This is a genomic window from Agromyces mangrovi (assembly GCF_030296695.1).
Classification (GTDB): Bacteria; Actinomycetota; Actinomycetes; order Actinomycetales; family Microbacteriaceae; genus Agromyces; species Agromyces mangrovi.
Window position 1 is genome coordinate 954,588 of sequence record NZ_AP027737.1, and the last position, 19,937, is coordinate 974,524.

Genomic DNA, 19,937 nt, shown 5'->3' on the forward strand with positions numbered 1-19,937 from the left:
CGCGCCCCCGGCTCGTGACGCACCCGTGCACCGCCTCGAGCACGACGAGCACGCCGCGCGGGGCGAGCGCGGCCTCGAGGGCGTCGGCGATCTCGTCGGCGAGGCGCTCCTGGAGTTGCGGCCGAGCGGCGAGCACGTCGATCGCGGCAGGCACGCGGCCGAGGCCGACCACCCGCCCGTCGGGCACGTACGCGACGTGCGCGGTGCCGAGGAACGGCAGCAGGTGGTGCTCGCAGACCGAGCGGAACCCGAGGTCGCGCACGATCACGGTGTCGGACGTCGTCGCTTCGCCCGCGTCGGTCGTGCCGAGCGGCACGGGCTCGCCGAGCGCCGCCACCGGGTCCGCGTCGAGCCCCGCGAACAGTTCGCCGAACGACTCGGCGACCCGCGCTGGCGTGCGCTCGAGGCCCGGCCGGTCGGGGTCCTCGCCGATCGCGAGCAGCAGTTCGCGCACGGCGGCCTCGATGCGCGGCCCGTCGATCGCGTCGCCCATGGGCGGGGTCAGGCGGTTGCGGGGCGCGGGTTGGAGCGCGCCGGGCGGCTGGACTCCTGCGAGGCGGCGACCTCCGGGTCGGAGTCGATGCCGCCGTCGACCGCGCCGGCGTCGATCGGCGCCTTCGCGACCGGGATCTCGATCGGCGGGCGGTCGGAGACCGGACGCTGGTCGCTCGAGAGCCAGAGCGGGCGCTCGGGCAGCTTCGTGACGTCCTTGAAGATCTCGGCGATCTGGTTGTGGTCGAGCGTCTCGTGCTCGAGCAGCTCCGCGGCGAGCCTGTCGAGCACGTCGCGGTTCTCGTTCAGCACCGTCCACGCCTCGTCGTGCGCCTGCTCGATGAGCCCGCGCACCTCGGCGTCGACCTCCTCGGCGATGCGCTCGGAGTAGTCGCGCTGGTGGCCCATATCGCGTCCGAGGAACACCTCGCCCTGCGCCTGGCCGAGCTTCACGGCGCCGACGTTCGCGCTCATGCCGTACTCGGTGACCATCTTGCGGGCCGTCGAGGTGGCCTTCTCGATGTCGTTCGAGGCGCCCGTCGAGGGGTCGTGGAACACGATCTCCTCGGCGACGCGGCCGCCCATGGCGTAGGTGAGCTGGTCGAGCAGCTCGTTGCGGGTGACCGAGTACTTGTCCTCCAGCGGCAGCACCATCGTGTAGCCGAGGGCGCGACCGCGCGGCAGGATCGTGATCTTGGTGACCGGGTCGGTGTAGTTCATCGCGGCCGCGGCGAGGGCGTGCCCGCCCTCGTGGTACGCGGTGATGAGCTTCTCCTTGTCCTTCATCACGCGGGTGCGGCGCTGCGGACCGGCGATGACGCGGTCGATCGCCTCGTCGAGCGCGCGGTTGTCGATGAGCTGCGCGTTCGAGCGCGCGGTGAGCAGCGCGGCCTCGTTCAGCACGTTCGCCAGGTCGGCGCCCGTGAAACCGGGGGTCTTGCGTGCGACGACCTCGAGGTCGACGCCCTTGGCGAGCGGCTTGCCCTTGCCGTGCACCTCGAGGATGCGGCGGCGGCCGTTCAGGTCAGGCGCGTCGACGCCGATCTGGCGGTCGAACCGGCCCGGCGCAGCAGCGCCGGGTCGAGGATGTCGGGGCGGTTGGTCGCGGCGATGAGGATGACATTGGTCTTCGGGTCGAAGCCGTCCATCTCGACGAGCAGCTGGTTGAGCGTCTGCTCGCGCTCGTCGTGGCCGCCGCCCATGCCGGCGCCGCGGTGGCGGCCGACGGCGTCGATCTCGTCGACGAAGATGATGGCCGGCGCGTTCTGCTTGGCCTGCTCGAACAGGTCGCGCACGCGGGAGGCGCCGACGCCGACGAACATCTCGACGAAGTCGGAACCCGAGATGGAGTAGAAGGGCACGCCAGCCTCGCCCGCGACGGCGCGCGCGAGCAGCGTCTTGCCCGTGCCGGGCGGGCCGTACAGCAGCACGCCCTTGGGGATGCGCGCGCCGACGGCCTGGAACTTCGCCGGCTCCTTCAGGAACTCCTTGATCTCGTGGAGCTCCTCGATGGCCTCCTCGGCGCCGGCCACGTCGTCGAACGTGACCTTCGGGCTCTCCTTCGAGACGAGCTTCGCCTTCGACTTGCCGAACTGCATCACGCGGCTGCCGCCGCCCTGCATGCTCGACAGCATGATCCAGAAGAACACGCCGATCAGCAGCAGCGGCAGGAGGATGCCGAGCATCGACAGGAACCAGTTCGACTGCGGCACCTCGTCGGTGAACCCGTCGGCCGGCGCTGCGGCGTTGACCGCGTTGATGACGTCCTCGCCGCGCGGGGTCACGTAGTAGAAGCGCACCTCGGAGCCGTACTCCTCGTCGGCCGTCGCGAGCGTGAGGTCGACGCGGTTCTCACCGTCGACGATCTTGACGGCCGCGACGTCGCCGTCGGCGAGGAACTCCAGGCCCTGCTGCGTCGACACCTCACGGAAACCGGAGGCGGTGATCAGCGTGGATCCGATCCACACGGCCACGACCGCGAGCAGGATGTAGAGCAGCGGCCCGCGCAGGATCTTCTTGAAGTTCATGGTGCTGCAAGGCTACCTCGCGGGTGCTCGGCGTCCGCCGAGTGTTCGCTGTGGGCTGCGTGGCAGCGATTGCGGCCCGGAGCGGCCGGTCGAGCGGATGCTACGAGTAGACGTGCGGCGCCAGCACGCCGACGTCGCGCAGGTTGCGGTACTTCTCCGCGTAGTCGAGGCCGTAGCCCACGACGAACTTGTTCGGGATGTCGAAGCCGACGTACTTCACGTCGACGTGCACCTTGAGCGCCTCGGGCTTGCGGAACAGCGCGCAGATCTCGACCGACGAGGCGCCGCGCGTGCGCAGGTTCGAGGTCAGCCAGGAGAGCGTGAGCCCCGAGTCGATGATGTCCTCGACGATGAGCACGTCCCGGCCGGAGAGGTCGGTGTCGAGGTCCTTCAGGATGCGCACGACGCCGCTCGAGACCGTGCCCGCACCGTACGACGACACGGCCATCCAGTCGGTCTGCACGTGCCGGTCGAGTTCGCGGGCGAGGTCGGCCATTACCATGATGGCGCCCTTCAGCACGCCCACGAGCAGCAGGTCGCGCCCCTCGTAGTCGGCCTCGATGCGCCGGGCGAGCTCGGCGAGCTTCGCGTGGATCTCGTCCTCGGTGCAGAGCACCTCGGTCAGGTCTGCTTCGATGTCGCTCGCGCGCATTGTGGCTCTGCTCCTCGTGGTTCGCCCGCCGTTCGGTACGAGCCTACGAGGCCGCGGGCGTGCGCGCGATGCGGGCGATGCGGGCAGGGGCGACGGATGCCTCGCTCAGCCCGCCGCGGTGAACACGAGGCGCGCGCCCACGCGCGCCGCCCGGCACCCCGGCAGGTCGAGCGGCCCCTGCCCGTGCCAGTCGGTCACGAGCCGGGCCACGTCGAGCGTCTGCACGCGCGAGAGCGCCGTGCCGAACTCGCTCGCGACCACATGCCGGATGATGCGCTGCCGCAGCGCGGCGGGGTTCGCGGCGAGCGCCGCGACCGACACCGCGATGCCCGCCTCGGCCGGCTCGCAGAGCTCCTCGATGAACTCGTCGATCTGGTCGGCGAACGCGGCCTCGTCCTCGCGCAGCTGCTCGGCGGTGCGCGCGAGCGCCTCGGCGACGCCCGGTCCGAGCGCGCGCTCGAGCACGGGCAGCACCTCGTCGCGCACCCGGACCCGGGCGAACGCGGGGTCGGCGTTCTGCGGGTCGTCCCACGGGTCGAGCCCCGCATCGAGGCAGGCCTGCCGGGTGGTCTCGCGTCGAATGCCGAGCAGCGGCCGGGCGTATCGGCCGCTCGACGCAGCCATGCCCTGCAGGCTGCCCGCGCCCGAACCGCGGGCGAGCCCGAGCAGCACGGTCTCGGCCTGGTCGTCGAGCGTGTGGCCGAGCAGCACGGCCACGGCGCCGGTCTCGCGCGCGACCGCATCGAGCGCCGCGTAGCGGGCGGTGCGGGCGGATGCCTCGGGGCCGTCGCCCGTCGCCGACACCTCGACCGTGCGCACGACGACCGGGTCGAGCCCGAGCGCGCGCGCCTGCGCGGACGCCCGCCCGGCGGCATCCGCCGACCCATCCTGCAGCCCGTGGTCGACGATGACCGCGCCCGTGCGCAGGCCCGCACGGGGCGCCTCGAACGCGGCGCCCGCGGCGAGGGCGAGCGAATCGGGGCCGCCGGAGAGGGCGACGAGCACGAGCGGCGCGTCGGCTGCGGGCGCGGTGCGCCCAGGGGCATCCGCTTCGCCCTGCACCCCGCCGCCGAGACCCTCGAGTGCGCCGCGCACCGCCCGTCGCACGTCGGCGATCGGCGGGGTGAGCCGGGGGCGGCCGGCCCGCTGGGCATCGGAGGGCATCAAGTAACCTTATTCCCGTCTTCCCGCGCGGCAGCGAGCCCCGGGGCATCCCCAGAACAAGGAGAACCATGGGCGAGTACGCCGCGATCATCGAGATCCCGAAGGGCAGCCGCAACAAGTACGAGGTCGACCACGAGACCGGCCGCGTCTTCCTCGACCGCGTGCTGTACACGAACTTCATGTACCCGACCGACTACGGGTTCTTCGAGAACACCCTCGGCGACGACGGCGACCCGCTCGACGTGCTCGTGCTCACCCAGTACCCGCTGTTCCCCGGCGTCGGCGTGACCGTGCGCCCGGTCGGCGTGTTCCTCATGGAGGATGACGGCGGCGGCGACGCGAAGGTCATCGCGGTGCCCGCCGGCGACCCGCGCTGGGACTGGATCCAGGACGTCGCCGACGTGCCGGAGTACACGAAGAAGGAGATCCAGCACTTCTTCGAGCACTACAAGGACCTCGAGCCGGGCAAGTGGGTCAAGACCCAGGGCTGGGCGGATGCCGCCGAGGCCGAGTCGCTCATCGCCAAGGCGTTCGAGGCGTTCCCCGGGCACTGATGCCCGAGAACTCCGCGTCGGGTCGGCACCCGATCATCCGTGCCGGCCTGGCGACCGAGCAGGCCGTCTACGGCGTGCTGCTCGTCGCCGGCATGATCGTGATCGGCGGGTCGCACGCGACCACGTCGTGGCAGGTGCTGGTCACGGTCGTGGCGACGGTGCTCGTGTTCTGGGCCGCGCACGTCTACGCGGGCACGATCGCGCGGCACGGGTTCGAGGACGACGCTGCGCTGAGCCTCGCCGAGTCCTTCCGGCTGGCGGCGCGCGCCTCGTGGGGCCTGCTGGTCTCGGCGCTCATCCCCTGCGCGATCCTGCTGCTCGGCACCTTGCGCATCGTGCCCGACGCCCCGGCGACGTGGCTCGCGCTGTGGTCGTGCATCGTGCTGCTCGGCGTGCTCGGGTACCTGGCGCACCAGCGGCGGGGCGCGCCGATGCACCTGCGCATCCTCGGCGCGCTCGTGACCGCGAGCTTCGGCGGGCTGCTGGCGCTGCTGAAGGTGCTCGTGCACTGATCCGTTCGCGGCGGGACCGGTGATTCTCTCGCGGCCGACAGGTATCGCCCGACCCGCGCTCAGCGCGTCGGCGGGGCGAACCCCTTCGCGTCGACGCCGATCGCCGGGCTGACCAGCCGGCCCATGCCGGGGAGGTCGACGACCCGCATCGCCAGGTTGCGCATCCCGATCGCGAAGCGGCTCGACGGCACGAACCACCTCGCGGTCTTGCGCCCGGCCGCCTGCTTCTCGGTGACCGACGGTCGCACGCGCACCTCGAAGGCCTGCAGCGCGGCCTCGATCGCGTCCGCGCCCCCGCCGAGCGCGCCGACGTCGAGCGCCTCGCCGAGCGCGACGCCGCCGGAGAGCGCGAGCGACGCCCCCTGTCCGGCGACGAGCGAGACCGCGTAGGCACCGTCGCCGATCAGCACGACCCGGCGGTCGTGCCAGGCCGGCGCCTCGACCTGGGCGACCAGGTCGTAGTACACGTCGCCGACCGGTTCGGCCGCGAGCATCGCCGGCACGAACCCGCCGAGGTCGCCGAAGCGTTCCCGCAGCGCGGCGAGCGGATCGGACGGCATCTCGGCCGACTCCTCCTCGAACACGAAGAACGTGGCGAACAGGCCCGGCTCCACCTCGTAGACGCCGGCCATGCGCCCCGGCACGCTCATCATCACGAAGCGGTCGGCGATCGCGTCGTGCACCGCGTCGCTGCGGAAGAACCACGCCGCCGTGTGCAGGCCGAGCGGGCGCAGGAACCGCCCCTCGGGGCCGAAGACGTGCGCGCGCACGCCGGAGTGGATGCCGTCGGCGCCCACCAGCAGGTCGGCCTCGACGCGCTCGTCGCCGAGCTCGACCGTGACGCCGCCGTCATGCTGCACGACGCCCGTCACGGTGGTGCCGAAGCGCAGCTCGACCGCGGCAGGCAGGGCCTCGCGCAGCGCACGCTCGACGTCGCCGCGCAGCAGCGAGAACAGGCGCCCGTCGAGCGCGTCGCGCATGCGGTCGTACCGCAGCCGGGCGTGCGCGCGACCGTGCTCGTCGACCCACTCCACGCGATCGACCTCGTGCGCGCGCTCGCGCAGGTCGTCGAGGATGCCGATGCGCTCGGCCGCGTCGTACCCCGGCCCGAAGAAGTCGATCATGTACCCGCCGTCGCGCAGCTCGTGCGCGTGCTCGACGAGCGTGACCCGCCAACCGTGGCGCTCGAGCGAGATGGCGGCGGCGAGCCCGGCGATCCCGGCTCCGCAGATGACGGCGTGCATGCGCGGCTCCTCGGGTCGGGTACGGCGAGCGGATGCCTCGGGGCGAGGCTAGCCCAGCGGCACCCCGCGCGCAGCCATGAACGGCTGCGGGTTGATGCGGTACCCGTTCTGGAAGACCTCGAAGTGCAGGTGGCATCCGGTCGATGCGCCCGTGCTGCCCGCGCTCGCGATGTTCTGCCCGACGCTCACGGTCTGCCCGTAGCCGACGAACACCCCGCCCGAGCGGATGTGCGCGTAGCCGGTCGAGAAGCCGTTGCCGTGGTCGATCCTGATGAAGTTGCCGTAGGTGCCCGACCACCCCGCGTAGACGACCCTGCCGGACGCCGCGGCGTAGATCGGCGCCGAGCAGCCGGTCGCGAGGTCGGTGCCGTAGTGGTAGCTGCCCGAGCAGCCGCCGGGCGTGCAGATGCTCGTACGCGGGCCGTAGTAGCCGCTGATGTACCCGTACGCGGGGACCGCCCAGCCCTGGCTGCTGGTCGTGCCGCCGGGGAGCCCGCCGCCACCGCCACCGCCACCACCCGCGGCAGCAGCCGCCGCCGCAGCCGCCGCCGCAGCGGCCCGTGCGGCCGCGGCGCGCGCCGCGGCCTCGGCGGCCTTGCGCCGACGCTCCTCCTCTTCCTTCCGCTTGCGCTCGCCCTCCTGGTAGGCGGCGATCGTGGTCGCCTCCTTGTCCTTCAGGTAGGCGAGCTGCTGCTCGAGCTCGATCTTCTTGTCCTCGGACTCGGCGAGCGCGGCCTCCGCCGCAGCCTGCGCCTCCTGCGCGGCGACGAGGGCCTCCTCGGCCGCGATGCGCAGCACCTCGCGCTCGTCTCGTGCGACCGCGGCCTGCTCACCGAGCGCCTGCGCGGTGTTCGCGGCCTGCAGGGCCTCCTCGTAGACGCCGGCGGCGCGCTCGACCATCTTGCTCATGTTGCCGAGCTTGGCGAGCAGCTCGTCGGTCTCCTCGGCCGTGCCGGCCTCGAACATGAGGTTGATGCCGAGGTCGGTGCCGCCCGCGCGATAGAGCTGCGCGGCGAGCTGGCCGGCGTTCTCCTCGGCCTCGGCGGCCTCCGCCGCACTCTCGTCGGCCTGCTGCTGGATCTCCTCGGCGCGCCGGTTCGCGTCGTCGAACGCCTGCTGCGCCGCGAGCAGTTCGTCGGTGCGCCGTTCGGCTTCGGCGCGGGTCTCTGCCACGCGGGTCTCGAGTTGCGCGATGAGGTCGGTGATCTCGGTGACCGCGGCGGCGCCCGCTGCGGTGTTGGCCTTGGCCTTCTTCACCTCGTCCCACGTGGGGTACTCGGCGGCGGTCGCGGGCGCGGGCGTGGCGATCGACATGGTCGCGACGAGGAGGAGCGCTCCCAGCACGCCCACGACGCGGCGGACGGCGGGCGCGATCGTGCGCGCGCGGCTCGTTCGCCGCGGTGCGACCCCCGTCGCATCCCCCGCCGTGTGGTGCATTGCTCCCCGCTCCCGCCGTCTGGCCGGTTGGTCACGTTCGTCACATCTGTCACATACGCAACATCAGCCACAGTAACAACGGACCGTGCGATCCTCGGTATTGACGGCCGACCTGATGCTCGGCCCCCGGACGAGGGACGTGTCGAGCGTGACGCTACCGACGCGCCCGCCGGCAGCCGGGAGCGTCTTCGGCACGTCGTGGGATCGGTTCCGACCTCGTTTTGGAATCTGGCGGAACTGCACGTATGCTTGGCTGTCGGCGGTCGTGCCCAGCACGACACCCGGCCCCATCGTTTAGCGGCCTAGGACACCGCCCTTTCACGGCGGCAGCACGGGTTCGAATCCCGTTGGGGTCACGCTGAACGAAGGATACAATTTCATACGCAAGGCCCTGTGGCGCAGTTGGTTAGCGTGCCGCCCTGTCACGGCGGAGGTCGCGGGTTCAAGTCCCGTCAGGGTCGCTTCGGTCATGGGCTCTCCTCGAGAGCCCATATCCGTATCGGGAGCATCTTCGGATGCCCCGGCCGACCGCATCCTCGGATGCACCAGGCTCTGTAGCTCAGTTGGTAGAGCGCACGACTGAAAATCGTGAGGTCACGGGATCGACGCCCGTCGGAGCCACCGAAGAGAAGCCCGGGTTCGCCCGGGCTTCTTCGCGTTTCCGGCTGCGTGTGCCCGGAGCATCCGCTCGCTGCGAGCCCCTCAGCACTCGATGACGTTCACGGCGAGGCCGCCGAGCGAGGTCTCCTTGTACTTGCGCTTCATGTCGGCACCGGTCTCGCGCATGGTCGCGATCGCCTGGTCGAGCGAGACGTGATGCGAGCCGTCGCCGTGCATCGCGATGCGGGCGGCGTTGATGGCCTTGCTGCTCGCGATGGCGTTGCGCTCGATGCAGGGGATCTGCACGAGCCCGCCGACCGGGTCGCAGGTGAGGCCCAGGTGGTGCTCGATGCCGATCTCGGCCGCGTTCTCGACCTGCTCGGGCGTGCCGCCGAGGAGCGCGCACAGGCCGGCCGCGGCCATCGAGCACGCCGAGCCGACCTCGCCCTGGCAGCCGACCTCGGCGCCCGAGATGGAGGCGTTGCGCTTGCACAGGATGCCGATCGCCGCCGCGGTCAGCAGGAACCGCACGACCGCGTCGTCGTCGAGCTCGCGCACGAACCGGTCGGCGTAGTGCAGCACGGCCGGCACGATGCCCGCCGCGCCGTTCGTGGGGGCGGTGACGACGCGGCCGCCGGCGGCGTTCTCCTCGTTCACCGCGAGCGCGTAGAGGTTCACCCAGTCCATGGCGCGCATGGCGTCGCCGTCGTCCGCCGTGGCGTCGAGCTTCCGGAACAGGCCCGGGGCGCGGCGACGCACGCGCAGCGATCCCGGCAGCAGCTCGTCGTCGCTCGTGCAGCCGTTCTCGACGCACTCGCGCATGACCCGCCAGATGCGCAGCAATTCGGTGCGCGTCTCCGTCTCGGGCCGCCACGCGGCCTCGTTCGCGAGCATGACGCCGGCGATGTCGATCCGTTCGCGGCGGCAGTGGTCGAGCAGCTCGGCCGCACTCGCGAACGGGAAGGGCAGGACCGGGACCTGCTCGAAGACGGCCGGATGCCCGTTCAGGTCGTCCGCCACGAATCCGCCGCCGACCGAGTAGTACGTCGCCGTGCGCACGCTCGCGCCGCGCGCGTCGAACGCCTCGAACGTCATGCCGTTCGGGTGGCCTGGCAGGCGCTTTCGCAGGTGGAGCACGACGTCCTCGGCCGGGTGGAACGGGATCTCGCGGATGTCGCCGAGGCGGAGCGCGCCCTCCTCGGCGACGCGGGCCACGCGTGCACCGACGTCCGAGGTGTCGACCGTCTCCGGGTGCTCGCCGAGCAGGCCAAGGACGACCGCGGCATCCGACCCGTGCCCCTTGCCCGTCGCGCCGAGCGACCCGTACAGCTCGACCCGCACCCGGCCCACGTCGCCGAGGCGCCCGTCGGCAGCGAGCGCGTCGACGAACCGGCGCGCTGCGCGCATGGGCCCGACCGTGTGCGACGACGACGGGCCGATGCCGATCGAGAACATGTCGAGGGCGCTCAGCACGGTGCGCACCCGGCGATGAGGGGTGCGGATGCCCGTGGCATCCGCTCGGGTGCTGTGCACGTGGTGCAGGTCATCGGAACTCCCAGGTCGTGGTCGGCGCGTGCCGACGTCGGGTGGTTCCTCCCCGCTCTGTCGACGACCTGAGAGATTCGTGCGGCTCGCGCCGCCTTGCCCCGTCGGTGAGCCGGCCGCGGCCTGCTGCTTTCCAGAGTTCCCTGTCGTGACGGTGCGGGTGCCTGAGAGATTCCCGGGGAGGGACTTGCTCCTACGGCGCCGCCCGGCGGACCCGGGCGAGCTCTCCCGCCACGATGCGGGTGTTCAGTTGCTGGTCGTCACGCTAACACGGCGTGCCGCCGGTGCCCGGGCCGCTGCTCATGCGAGCACGACATCGTCGAACGACTCGAGGCGGATGCGGCGGGGCCGGAGTGCCTGCGCGCCGAGCACGTCGGCCGCCACGAGGTCGCCGAGGTCGACCCCCGCCACCGCGGCCACGTCGGCGACCGGCACCTGGAACGTGCGGAACGGGCCGAGCGGCGGCACCACGTCGCCGACGAGGCCCATCCGCCGCGCGAGCTCGTCGGCGTTCAGCTGCGGCGTCTGGTCGAGCAGGAAGGCCGCCGAGACGAGCGCCTCGCCCGAGACCCAGGCGACGACCTTCCAGAACGACAGCGGCACGCGGATGCCCCGGTACTCCGGGTCGGTCCGGCGCAGCACCGGCGCGGTGAACACGCTGATGCGGGCATCCGTCGCCTCGGCGAAGGCGAGCACGTGGTCCTCGAGGCCGAGCCAGAGCTCGCGCGACTGGTTGAAGCCGCTCGCCTGCGGGGCCGCGTTCGGGTAGGTGAACGTGTCGGCGTTCGCCTGCGCGGCGACCTCGGGCGCGCCCCAGACCGGGTCGCGCCGGCGCACGAGGTGACCACGGTCCAAGTCGTTGCGCAGGTACACCTCGGGGCCGGCCTGCGCCGACGCGGGCACGCGGTCGTCGAGCCGCCAGTCGTCGTCGCGGGGCAGGTCCAGCAGCAACGAGCCGTCGACGTTCACGCCCGTCACGGCGGCGAACCGGCGCACGGTGTCGAGCAGCACGCTGAAGTGCGTCGAGTCGAGCACGACGTGCCGCCCCGGCGGGGCATCCGTCACGTGCGGCAGCGGCACGGCGGTACCGAGGAAGCCCTCGTCGTAGCCCGCGCCGATCTCCCCCATCGCCCGCGCCCGCCTCAGACCCGTCGGGTGCGCAGCCGGTAGTCGTGCAGCGCGCGCACCGCGTGGTCGCCCGGCTGCACGTCGGCGAGCGCCTGGCCCGCGGCATCCGGCACCGGCTCCTCGGGCACGACCTGGGCGACCGCGCCCGTCGCACCCGAGCCGTGCACCTCGTGGTGCAGCCGCTCCATGTCGGCGTCGAGCTGCGCGGCCGTCACCGCGGCCTGCTTGAGCCCGTCGAGCAGCTCGGCGGGCACCTGCGCGTCGTACTTGTAGTAGATCTTGTGCTCGAGGCTGGCCCAGAAATCCATCGCGATGGTGCGGAACTGCACCTCGACCAGCACCGGCACGATGCCGTCGGAGAGGAAGATGGGCACCTCGATGATGGCGTGCAGGCTCTGGTAGCCGTTGTCCTTGGGCTCGGCGATGTAGTCCTTCACGCGCACGACCCGCACGTCGGACTGGCTGGTCAGCACGTCGAAGACGCGGTACACGTCGGAGACGAAGCTGCACGTCACGCGCACGCCGGCGATGTCGGTGATCTGCTCGCGGATGGCCTCGAAGCTCGGCTCGACGCCCTTGCGCTGTATCTTCTCGACGATCGAGTCGGCCGACTTCAGCCGGCTCGAGATGTGCTCGATCGGGTTGCCGCGGTCGGAGGCGGCGAAGTCCTCGCGCAGGATCGACAGCTTCGTGACGATCTCGTCGATGCCGAACTTGTAGCGCTGGAGGAAGCGCACGAACTCGTCCTGCAGCGCGCGCAGGGCCTGGAGCCCCTGGTCGTCGACGCCGTCGAACGCGGCTGCGGCACTGTCGAGGTCGGGTCCCGGGGTCGTTGGGGTCACGCGACGAACCTACGGGGGCTGTCTCTGGATCCGCTGTGCACACGCGATGAACCGTCGTGATAGGGCGACGGATGCCCCTGGGCCGGCCCGCGACCACGAGCCCGTCACACGCGCAGGCGCCCGCCCCGCGCGTGCGAGACTGAGCGCCATGCGTGCAGTCCTCGCCGTGCTCGCGGCGGCCGTGTGCTTCGGCACCACCGGCACGGCGCAGGCCCTCGGGCCGGAGGCCGATCCGCTCTCGCTGGGCGCGGCCCGCATCCTCATCGGCGGCGGCGCACTCGCGCTGATCGCCCTCGTGCTGGCCCGCCGCCGGCCGCGCGACCACGACGCGCTCGTGCCCGAGATGCCCGTACTCGACGGCGCGCCCACCGGTTCCGCGCCGACGACCGACGCGCGCCGCGCGCGCCTCGTCTCGGCGGCCATCGTCGTCGCCGGCGCCATCGGCGTGCTCGCCTACCAGCCCGCGTTCTTCGCGGGCACCGAGCGCAACGGCGTCGCGGTCGGCACGGTCGTGGCCCTCGGCTCGGCCCCCGTGCTCACGGGGCTGCTCGAGTGGGCGTTCCGCGGACACCGGCCGTCGGGCCACTGGGCGCTCTCGACCGTCGTGGCGACCGCGGGCATCGCGACCCTCGGACTCGCGAGCGGCGACGCCGAGCACGCGATCGACCCGCTCGGCCTCGCCGCCTCGCTCGGCGCGGGGCTGTCGTATGCGGTCTACGCGCTCGCGAGCAAGGGCCTGCTCGAGCGGAACTGGTCGGGGTCGGGAGCGATGGGCGCGATCTTCGGGTCGGCCGCGGTGGTGAGCCTGCCGCTGCTGCTCGCGACGGATGCCTCGTGGCTCGCCACTCCCGACGGGCTCGTGATGGGCCTCTGGCTGGGCCTCGTCACCACGACCCTCGCGTACCTGCTCTTCGCGGCCGGCCTCCGGCACCTCACCGCCGCGACCGTCTCGACGCTCACGCTCGCCGAGCCGCTGACGGCGACCCTGCTCGGGTTGTTCGTGCTCGGCGAGCGACTGCCCGTGGGCGCCGCGATCGGGCTCGCGGTGCTCGCCGCGGGGCTCACGATCCTGGCGCTGCCGGTCAGGCGCCGAGCAGTGCGGCCTCCAGCGCCGCGGTGATCGCTTCGAGCGACTCGTCGCGCGGCATCGTCGACTCGCCGTCGCCCGGCTGCACACCGTAGTCGCCGAAGTCGGCGTGGTTGGCGCCCTCGAGCTCGACGAACACCGCGTCGTCGGGCAGGAGGTGGGCATTGCCGGTGACGTCGTCGGGCGTGGTCAGCCCGTCGTTCGAGCCACTGATGCTGAGCACCTCGAGGCCCGAGTCGGCCAGGTCGTTCGCGCAGTAGCTGCCGAAGAGCACGAGCCCCGAGGCATCCGATTCGGGGTCGCCTGCGAGCATGCAGGCGCGCACGCCGCCGAGCGAGTGCCCGCCGACCCACCACTCGTCGACGTCCGGCGCCGCCGCCGTGAACGCGTCGAGGCTGCGGAAGTCGAAGAAGGCGAGGTTCAGGGTCGGCTTCGTGATGACGACCGTGGCGCCGGCGTCCACGACGCCGGAGAGCACGCGCAGGTAGGCGTACGGGTCGACCTTCGCGCCGGGGATGAACACCAGCCCGGTGCCCGATCCGCCGTCGACCGGCTGCATGACGACCGAGTCGGGCGTCGAGGTGATCTCGATCGCGGGGTCGCGCCACGCCTCGAGCGCAGCCTCGCGCTCGCCCTGGAAGACGGTCTGTGTCCACATCACGAACCCCAGCACGAGCAGCAGGAGCACCGCGACCGCCGCGGCGATCCAGCCGAGCGCACGCCTCATCCGCGGTGCTCGCCGGGTGCGCGCGCGAAACGGTCGGTGGCCTCGATCATCGCGTCCAGGATGCCCGGCTCGTCGAACGCGTGGCCGGCGTCGGGGATGATGCGGAGGTCGGCCTCGGGCCACGCGAGGTGGAGGTCCCACGCCGTCATCACCGGGGTGCAGATGTCGTAGCGTCCCTGCACGATGACGGCGGGAATGCTGCGCAGGCGCTCGGCGTCGCGGATGAGCTGCCCCTCCTCCCACCAGCCGCCGTGGCGGAAGTAGTGGTTCTCGATGCGCGCGAACGCCGTGGCGTACTCGGGCTCGGTGAACTTCGCGATGGTCTCCTGCTGCGGCAGCAGCGTGATGGTCGACGACTCCCACCGCGACCAGGCGATCGCCGCGGGCTGGTGCACCGACGGGTTCGGGTCGTCGAGGAGGCGCCCGTAGGCGGCGATCATGCGGTGCCGCTCGCGCTCGGGCACCTGCTCGACGAAGTCCTCCCAGAGATCGGGGAAGATCGCCGACGCCCCGCCCTCGTAGAACCACTCGAGCTCGGATCTCCGCAGCGTGAACACGCCCCGCAGCACGATCTCGGTCACGCGGTCGGGGTGCGTCTCGCAGTACGCGAGGGCGAGCGCGCTGCCCCACGACCCGCCGAGCACCTGCCAGCGGTCGATGCCGAGATGCTCGCGCAGCTTCTCGATGTCGGCGACCAGGTGCCAGGTCGTGTTGACGCTGAGGTCGGCTTCGGGCTCGCTCGCGTGCGGGATGCTGAGGCCGCAGCCGCGCTGGTCGAACAGCACGATGCGGTAGCGCTCGGGGTCGAACAGGCGCCGGTGCGCCGGGCTCGTGCCCCCGCCGGGCCCGCCGTGCAGGAACACCACGGGCTTGCCGTCGCGGTTGCCGGACACCTCCCAGTAGATGTGCTGTCCGTCCCCCACGTCGAGCATGCCGGTCTCGAGCGGCTCGATCTCCGGATACATCTCGCGCATGCTTCACGATATCCGCCGATCGGATGCGGCATGCGGCCGCCGTCCAGCGAGTCGTCGTACGTTCGGGCCATGCGACCCACCCGCGACACCCCCGAACCCGGCCAGGAGTCCGTCTGGGACTACCCACGACCGCCCGCGATCGACGCCTCCGGCGAGCGCGTCGAGATCGTGCTCGGCGGCGTGACCGTGGTCTCGACGCGCGACACGATTCGCGTGCTCGAGACGAGCCATCCGCCGACCTACTACCTGCCGATCGCGGCCTTCGCAGCGGGGGCGCTGCGACCCGCGGCGGGCAGCTCCTACTGCGAGTTCAAGGGCGGCGCACGCTACTTCGACGTGCTCGGCGGCGACGCGGTGGCCGAGCGGGCCGCGTGGAACTACCCGACGCCGACACCGGGATTCGAGGTGCTCGCCGACCGGGTCGCGGTGTACCCCGGCCGCATGGACGCGTGCACCGTCGACGGCGAGCTCGTGCGCCCGCAGCCCGGCGGCTTCTACGGCGGCTGGATCACCGATCGGGTCGCCGGCCCGTTCAAGGGCGCGCCCGGCACCATGGGCTGGTGAGGGCACCGGGCGTTCACCGGGCGGATGTAGGCTCGCGCACATGAGCGGCACACCGGTCACGATCACGATCACCGGCGCCGGGGGGCAGATCGGCTACGCACTGCTCTTCCGCATCGCCTCGGGCGCGATGCTCGGCCCCGACACGCGCGTGCGGCTGCGGCTGCTCGAGATCCCGCAGGGGCTCGGCGCGGCCGAGGGCGCGGCGCTCGAACTGCAGGACGGCGCCTTCCCGCTCCTCGACTCGGTCGACGTGACGGATGACGCGGGCCGCGCGTTCGACGGCGCGAATCTGGGGCTGCTGGTCGGCGCCCGCCCGCGCGGGCCCGGCATGGAGCGCGCCGACCTGCTCGAGGCGAACGGCGGCATCTTCGGCCCGCAGGGCGCGGCCATCAACGCCGGCGCCGCCGACGACGTGCGCATCGTCGTCGTCGGAAACCCGGCGAACACCAACGCGCTCATCGCCGCCGCGCACGCGCCCGACGTGCCCCGCGACCGCTTCACCGCGCTCACCCGGCTCGACCACAACCGCGCGCTCGGGCAGCTCTCCGAGGCGCTCGACGCACCGGTCGCCGACATCTCGCGCGTGGCGATCTGGGGCAACCACTCGGCGTCGCAGTTCCCCGACGTGTCCCACGCGACCGTGCGCGGGCGCCCGGTGCCCGAGGTGCTCGACGAGCAGATGGGCGCGGATGCCGCGCGCACCTGGCTCTCGGACGTGTTCATCCCGCGCGTTGCCCAGCGCGGCGCCGAGATCATCCGGGTGCGCGGGTCGAGCTCGGTGGCATCCGCCGCCTCGGCCACCATCGACCACGTGCGCGACTGGGTGCACGGCACCGACGGTGCGTGGACGAGCGCGGCCGTCGTCTCGACGGGCGAGTACGGCGTGCCCGAGGGGCTCGTCTGCTCGTACCCCGTGACCGCCGCCGACGGCACCTGGCACGTCGTGCCAGGGCTCGAGCCCGACCCGTTCGCCGCCCAACGCATCGCCGCGTCGGTCGAGGAGCTCGTGGCCGAGCGCGATGCGGTGCGGGCCCTCGGCCTGCTCTGAACGACCGCTCGTCTAGGCTCGTCGCGTGGCCACGCAACCCTCCCCCGCAGCACGACGCAAGCAGATGATCGCCGGCATCGTCGTCGGGTTGATCGTCGGCGTCGTGATCAGCCTCGTGAGCGGGTTCTGGCTGTGGCTCGCCGCCGGCGCGGCCGTGGGGCTCGCGAGCGGTGCGCTGCTGAAGCCCCCGGCCCAGTAGTCCGCGAACGGCGAGGGCCGACCCGCTCGGCGGCTCGGCCCTGCGTACGTGCCAGACGGCGCTACTTCTTCGACTTCTCCGGCACCGGCGCGGTGCCAGACGCGCGCTGCGCCTCGAAGTAGGCGCGCGCCTCGTCCTGCCGCTTCGCCTCGGCACCGGTCGCGATGCTCGCGCGCAGGTGCTCGGGCTCGAAGCCGAACGCGTCGACCAGGTCGAGCGCGTGCGGGCGCAGGCGCGCGATCAGGCGGTCGACGTAGGCCGTGACGGCCTGGGCGCGCTGCGGCGAGAGGCGGCCGTGGATGAGGTACCACGACATGTGCTTCTCGAGCAGCCCGAGGCCGAACAGGTCGCGCAGCCAGGTCAGCACCTGCTTCGTGCCCTCGTGCTCGGTCTGCTCGAGGCCGCGCGTGAACGCCTCCCACTGCAGCAGCTCGGCGTGCGCGCGCGCCGCCTCGATGAGCTCGTTCTGGTTCGCGTTGAACAGCGCCGCCGACTCGACCTTCGAGAGCTTGCGCGCGTCGCGCAGGCGACCGGCGATCTCCTCGACCATGGTCTCGACGCGGTCGGTGAGCAGGCCGCGCTGCGTGTCGGGGTCGCGCAGGTCCTTGACCGAGCGGGCGGTCGAGCCGAAGTCGCTCACGGTCTGGGCGATGCGGCGCAGGCCGCTGCCGTGGAGCGCGCGGTCGGCCGCCTGCGACACCACGTAGCGTGCCAGCGCCCCGGCGTCGGCACCCGCGAACTTCTTCGAGTAGTCGGTGAGCAGGCGCTTGGCGACCAGCTGCAGCAGCACGTTGTTGTCGCCCTCGAACGTGACGTAGATGTCGAGGTCCTGGCGCAGGCCGACGAGGCGGTTCTCGGCGAGGAAGCCGGCGCCGCCGCAGGCCTCGCGCGCCTCCTGCAGGGTGTCGAGCGCGTGCCAGGTCGACAGCGGCTTGAGCGCCGCGGCGAGGGTCTCGAGGTCCTGGCGGTCCTCGTCGGTGTCGGCCTTGCCGCTGAACACCGCGTCGAACTTCACGAGGAACTCGTCGTGCGCGAAGACCTGCGCGTACGTGGTCGCGAGACGCGGCAGCAGGCGGCGCTGGTGCCGCCCGTAATCGAGGAGCACCTCCTCCTCGGTGTCGCTCGCCGCGTTGAACTGGCGACGCTCGCTGCCGTAGCGGATCGCGATCGCGAGGGCCATGGCCGACGCGGTCGTGGCGGCGCCGTCGAGCGAGACGCGTCCCTGCACGAGCGTGCCGAGCATGGTGAAGAAGCGGCGGCCCGGGCTCTCGATCGGGCTGGAGTACGTGCCGTCGGCCGCCACGTCGCCGTAGCGGTTCAGCAGGTTCACGCGCGGCACGCGCACGCCCGAGAAGTGCAGGCGCCCGTTGTCGATGCCGTTGAGGCCGCCCTTCAGGCCGTCGTCCTCGCCGCCGATGCCGTCGAGGAACGCGCCCTCGTCGTCGCGCAGGTGCACGTAGAACGCGTGCACGCCGTGGTTCACGCCCTTCGTGACGAGCTGCGCGAACACGACCGCGTCCTTGCCGTGCAGCGCCGCGTTGCCGAGGTAGTCCTTCCACGCGCCGCGGAACGGCGTGTCGATGACGAACTCCTCGGTGTCGGGGTCGTAGGTCGCGGTCGTGGCGATGGAGGCGACGTCGGAGCCGTGCCCGGTCTCGGTCATCGCGAACGCGCCCGGCACGTCGAGGGTCATGATGCCCGGCAGGAACGTCTCGTGGTGGTACTCCGTGCCGAGGTGCAGCACCGCCGCACCGAACAGGCCCCACTGCACGCCCGACTTGATCTGCAGGCTCGGGTCGGCGAGCACGAGCTCCTCGAACGCGGCGATGTTGCCGCCCGCGTCCTCCTGGCCGCCGAGCGACTTCGGGAACGCCCGATTCACGTGCCCGTTCGCGACGAGGTAGTGCAGCTGTCCGAGCACCCGCTCGCGGTGCTCCGCCATCGACTGCCCGTCGATGCGCTGCACCTCGGGGCGCTTCGCGACCTCGCGCGACGAGAGGCGGATGTCGGCCCAGGTGCCGAGGAGCTGCCGGCCGAGCGCGGCGATGTCGATGCTCGGCTCGGGCTGGGTCGCATCCTCACGCTGCTCGATCGTGGGCTGCGCGTCGGTGTCGGGGCGAACGGCGGTGTCTGCCATGCGATGTCCTCTCTGCACGGATATTCGAGCATCACGGTAGGTCTCTCACAATCAACCGCCAACCGACCTGTGCAGATGCCACAATCGGGCGACGCGTCGGGCGCCGCGTCGATTGTGCGCTCCCCACATGCGCCACCGGCAGGCGGGTGGCCGCGGGCCTCAGCGCCGGAAGTACGCGTTCGCCTTCGGCGAGAACAGCAGCGCGAGGATCAGCACGCCGAACGCGATGCTGAAGTACTCGGCGATGGCGGTCGGCGTCGCCACGATGACCCACACCGACCCCGCGATGGAGAGCACCTCGACGATCGTGACCACGATGCGGGCGACCCGGCTGCCGCTCAACAGGCCCGCCGCGACCGCGATCGCCACGACGCCGATGATGATCGACACGATCGCGACGGTCGTGAGCGCCGCTCCCCGCCGGCGGCCTCGGCCAGGTCGGGGTCGGTGCCGAAGAGCAGCACGAGCGCGCCCGCGAGCACGTCGAAGAAGCCGCCGATCCAGGTGAGGATGGCGACGAACGTGACGCCGCCGGGTCGCCTGGCCACGGTGCCCACGCTCAGTCGACGGTCGGCTCGGCGGGCGCGAGGCCGCGGAAGTAGCGGTTCGAGTCGGGCATCCAGAGCAGGGTGATCGCCGCGATCGCCACGAGCGCGCTGAGGATCTCGCCGGCGACGCCCGCGGGGTTCATGACGCCGATCACGATCGACGCCATGGCGCTCAGCACCTCGAGCACGGTCACCGCGATGCGCGAGACGGGGTTGCCGCGCAGCAGCCCGATCGCGGCGACGATCACGATGACGCCGAGGAGCAGCGAGACGGTGGATGCCGCGATCAGCGCCCCGGTGCCGCCGAACTGGTCCGCGAACTCGGGGTCGGAGGCGGCGGTGAACAGCAGGATCGCCGCGAGGATGTCGATCGCGGCGCCGATCCAGACGAGGAACGCCACGATGGTGACGCCCAGCGGTCGCTTCGGTCCGAACTGCTCTGCCATGTGCGCTCCC

19 protein-coding genes, 3 tRNA genes, 2 pseudogenes and 2 riboswitches are annotated in these 19,937 nt (G+C 72.1%); of the genes and pseudogenes, 9 read left to right on the forward strand and 15 right to left on the reverse strand.

The window, feature by feature from the left end:
- Positions 1 to 52: 52 nt before the first annotated feature.
- The 4 genes and pseudogenes from folE to tilS all read right to left on the reverse strand — a co-directional run.
- Positions 53 to 493 (reverse strand): annotated as a pseudogene (gene folE / locus QUE38_RS04550) (GTP cyclohydrolase I); the annotation flags it as partial.
- An 8-nt stretch (positions 494 to 501) separates the two neighbouring features.
- Positions 502 to 2,519 (reverse strand): annotated as a pseudogene (ftsH, locus tag QUE38_RS04555) (ATP-dependent zinc metalloprotease FtsH).
- Positions 2,520 to 2,619: 100 nt separating this feature from the next.
- Positions 2,620 to 3,171 (reverse strand): hypoxanthine phosphoribosyltransferase, encoded by a 552-nt coding sequence (gene hpt, locus QUE38_RS04560; protein ID WP_286310429.1) that lies wholly within the window; start codon positions 3,169 to 3,171, stop codon positions 2,620 to 2,622.
- A gap of 105 nt (positions 3,172 to 3,276) precedes the next feature.
- Entirely contained in the window at positions 3,277 to 4,335 is a 1,059-nt protein-coding gene (gene tilS, locus QUE38_RS04565) for a tRNA lysidine(34) synthetase TilS (protein WP_286310430.1), read from the reverse strand.
- A gap of 68 nt (positions 4,336 to 4,403) precedes the next feature.
- Here tilS and ppa point away from each other — a divergent pair, with 68 nt between their 5' ends.
- Both ppa and QUE38_RS04575 read left to right on the forward strand, forming a co-directional pair.
- Positions 4,404 to 4,889 carry an inorganic diphosphatase gene (ppa, locus tag QUE38_RS04570; RefSeq protein ID WP_286310431.1) on the forward strand — a complete coding sequence of 162 codons (486 nt, stop codon included), beginning with the start codon at positions 4,404 to 4,406 and terminating at the stop codon, positions 4,887 to 4,889.
- Positions 4,889 to 5,401, forward strand: coding sequence for a hypothetical protein (locus QUE38_RS04575; RefSeq protein ID WP_286310432.1), 513 nt, complete (start codon positions 4,889 to 4,891; stop codon positions 5,399 to 5,401). The genes ppa and QUE38_RS04575 overlap by 1 nt, the downstream gene beginning before the upstream one ends.
- A 59-nt stretch (positions 5,402 to 5,460) precedes the next feature.
- Here QUE38_RS04575 and QUE38_RS04580 read toward each other — a convergent pair whose 3' ends face one another.
- Together QUE38_RS04580 and QUE38_RS04585 are read right to left on the reverse strand one after the other, a co-directional pair.
- Complete coding sequence (locus QUE38_RS04580; protein WP_286310433.1) at positions 5,461 to 6,645, reverse strand: FAD-dependent monooxygenase; 1,185 nt, start codon at positions 6,643 to 6,645, stop codon at positions 5,461 to 5,463.
- A 48-nt stretch (positions 6,646 to 6,693) separates the two neighbouring features.
- Positions 6,694 to 7,989 carry a M23 family metallopeptidase gene (locus QUE38_RS04585; protein WP_286310434.1) on the reverse strand — a complete coding sequence of 432 codons (1,296 nt, stop codon included), beginning with the start codon at positions 7,987 to 7,989 and terminating at the stop codon, positions 6,694 to 6,696.
- 376 nt (positions 7,990 to 8,365) lie between these two features.
- On the opposite strand from QUE38_RS04585, the gene QUE38_RS04590 reads away from it, so the two are divergent.
- From QUE38_RS04590 to QUE38_RS04600, 3 genes are all read left to right on the forward strand, one after another.
- Positions 8,366 to 8,438: transfer RNA gene (locus QUE38_RS04590), tRNA-Glu, on the forward strand.
- A 31-nt stretch (positions 8,439 to 8,469) separates the two neighbouring features.
- Positions 8,470 to 8,543, forward strand: a tRNA-Asp gene (locus tag QUE38_RS04595).
- 87 nt (positions 8,544 to 8,630) lie between these two features.
- Positions 8,631 to 8,703 (forward strand) — tRNA-Phe (locus tag QUE38_RS04600).
- Between the two features lie 81 nt (positions 8,704 to 8,784).
- Here QUE38_RS04600 and QUE38_RS04605 read toward each other — a convergent pair.
- From QUE38_RS04605 to QUE38_RS04615, 3 genes are all read right to left on the reverse strand, one after another.
- A complete protein-coding gene (locus tag QUE38_RS04605; protein ID WP_286311653.1) occupies positions 8,785 to 10,137 on the reverse strand; it encodes an L-serine ammonia-lyase in 1,353 nt (450 codons plus the stop codon).
- Between the two features lie 145 nt (positions 10,138 to 10,282).
- Positions 10,283 to 10,366: riboswitch (glycine riboswitch) on the reverse strand.
- Positions 10,367 to 10,369: 3 nt separating this feature from the next.
- Positions 10,370 to 10,468: riboswitch (glycine riboswitch) on the reverse strand.
- Between the two features lie 59 nt (positions 10,469 to 10,527).
- Entirely contained in the window at positions 10,528 to 11,355 is an 828-nt protein-coding gene (locus QUE38_RS04610; protein WP_286310435.1) for a DNA/RNA non-specific endonuclease, read from the reverse strand.
- Between the two features lie 14 nt (positions 11,356 to 11,369).
- On the reverse strand, positions 11,370 to 12,197 hold the full coding sequence (locus tag QUE38_RS04615) for a GTP pyrophosphokinase (protein ID WP_433996943.1): 828 nt from the start codon (positions 12,195 to 12,197) through the stop codon (positions 11,370 to 11,372).
- Between the two features lie 148 nt (positions 12,198 to 12,345).
- Between QUE38_RS04615 and QUE38_RS04620 the strand changes: the two genes are divergently transcribed.
- Complete coding sequence (locus QUE38_RS04620; protein ID WP_286310436.1) at positions 12,346 to 13,317, forward strand: DMT family transporter; 972 nt, start codon at positions 12,346 to 12,348, stop codon at positions 13,315 to 13,317.
- Here the strand turns inward: QUE38_RS04620 and QUE38_RS04625 are convergent.
- Positions 13,280 to 14,011 (reverse strand): alpha/beta hydrolase, encoded by a 732-nt coding sequence (locus QUE38_RS04625; protein WP_286310437.1) that lies wholly within the window; start codon positions 14,009 to 14,011, stop codon positions 13,280 to 13,282. The genes QUE38_RS04620 and QUE38_RS04625 overlap by 38 nt on opposite strands.
- Positions 14,008 to 14,985: a prolyl aminopeptidase gene (gene pip, locus QUE38_RS04630; RefSeq protein ID WP_286310438.1), complete on the reverse strand. Its 978-nt coding sequence runs from the start codon at positions 14,983 to 14,985 to the stop codon at positions 14,008 to 14,010. Before pip ends, QUE38_RS04625 begins: the two co-directional genes overlap by 4 nt.
- Positions 14,986 to 15,054: 69 nt before the next feature.
- Between pip and QUE38_RS04635 the strand changes: the two genes are divergently transcribed.
- The 3 genes from QUE38_RS04635 to QUE38_RS04645 are packed head-to-tail and all read left to right on the forward strand — an operon-like array spanning position 15,055 to position 16,796.
- On the forward strand, positions 15,055 to 15,549 hold the full coding sequence (locus tag QUE38_RS04635) for a DUF427 domain-containing protein (protein WP_286310439.1): 495 nt from the start codon (positions 15,055 to 15,057) through the stop codon (positions 15,547 to 15,549).
- Positions 15,550 to 15,589: 40 nt separating this feature from the next.
- Positions 15,590 to 16,597 (forward strand): malate dehydrogenase, encoded by a 1,008-nt coding sequence (locus QUE38_RS04640; protein ID WP_286310440.1) that lies wholly within the window; start codon positions 15,590 to 15,592, stop codon positions 16,595 to 16,597.
- 25 nt (positions 16,598 to 16,622) lie between these two features.
- Positions 16,623 to 16,796, forward strand: coding sequence for an HPP family protein (locus tag QUE38_RS04645; RefSeq protein ID WP_286310441.1), 174 nt, complete (start codon positions 16,623 to 16,625; stop codon positions 16,794 to 16,796).
- Positions 16,797 to 16,857: 61 nt separating this feature from the next.
- On the opposite strand, the gene QUE38_RS04650 is transcribed toward QUE38_RS04645, so the two are convergent.
- The 4 genes from QUE38_RS04650 to QUE38_RS04665 form a co-directional block, all read right to left on the reverse strand.
- On the reverse strand, positions 16,858 to 18,933 hold the full coding sequence (locus tag QUE38_RS04650) for an acyl-CoA dehydrogenase family protein (protein ID WP_286310442.1): 2,076 nt from the start codon (positions 18,931 to 18,933) through the stop codon (positions 16,858 to 16,860).
- 159 nt (positions 18,934 to 19,092) lie between these two features.
- Positions 19,093 to 19,323 (reverse strand): hypothetical protein, encoded by a 231-nt coding sequence (locus QUE38_RS04655; RefSeq protein ID WP_286310443.1) that lies wholly within the window; start codon positions 19,321 to 19,323, stop codon positions 19,093 to 19,095.
- Entirely contained in the window at positions 19,272 to 19,481 is a 210-nt protein-coding gene (locus tag QUE38_RS04660) for a hypothetical protein (protein WP_286310444.1), read from the reverse strand. The genes QUE38_RS04655 and QUE38_RS04660 overlap by 52 nt, the downstream gene beginning before the upstream one ends.
- Before the next feature lie 11 nt (positions 19,482 to 19,492).
- The gene (locus tag QUE38_RS04665) at positions 19,493 to 19,927 is read right to left on the reverse strand and encodes a hypothetical protein (protein ID WP_286310445.1); all 435 of its coding nucleotides are present in this window, start codon (positions 19,925 to 19,927) and stop codon (positions 19,493 to 19,495) included.
- Between the last annotated feature and the right edge of the window lie 10 nt (positions 19,928 to 19,937).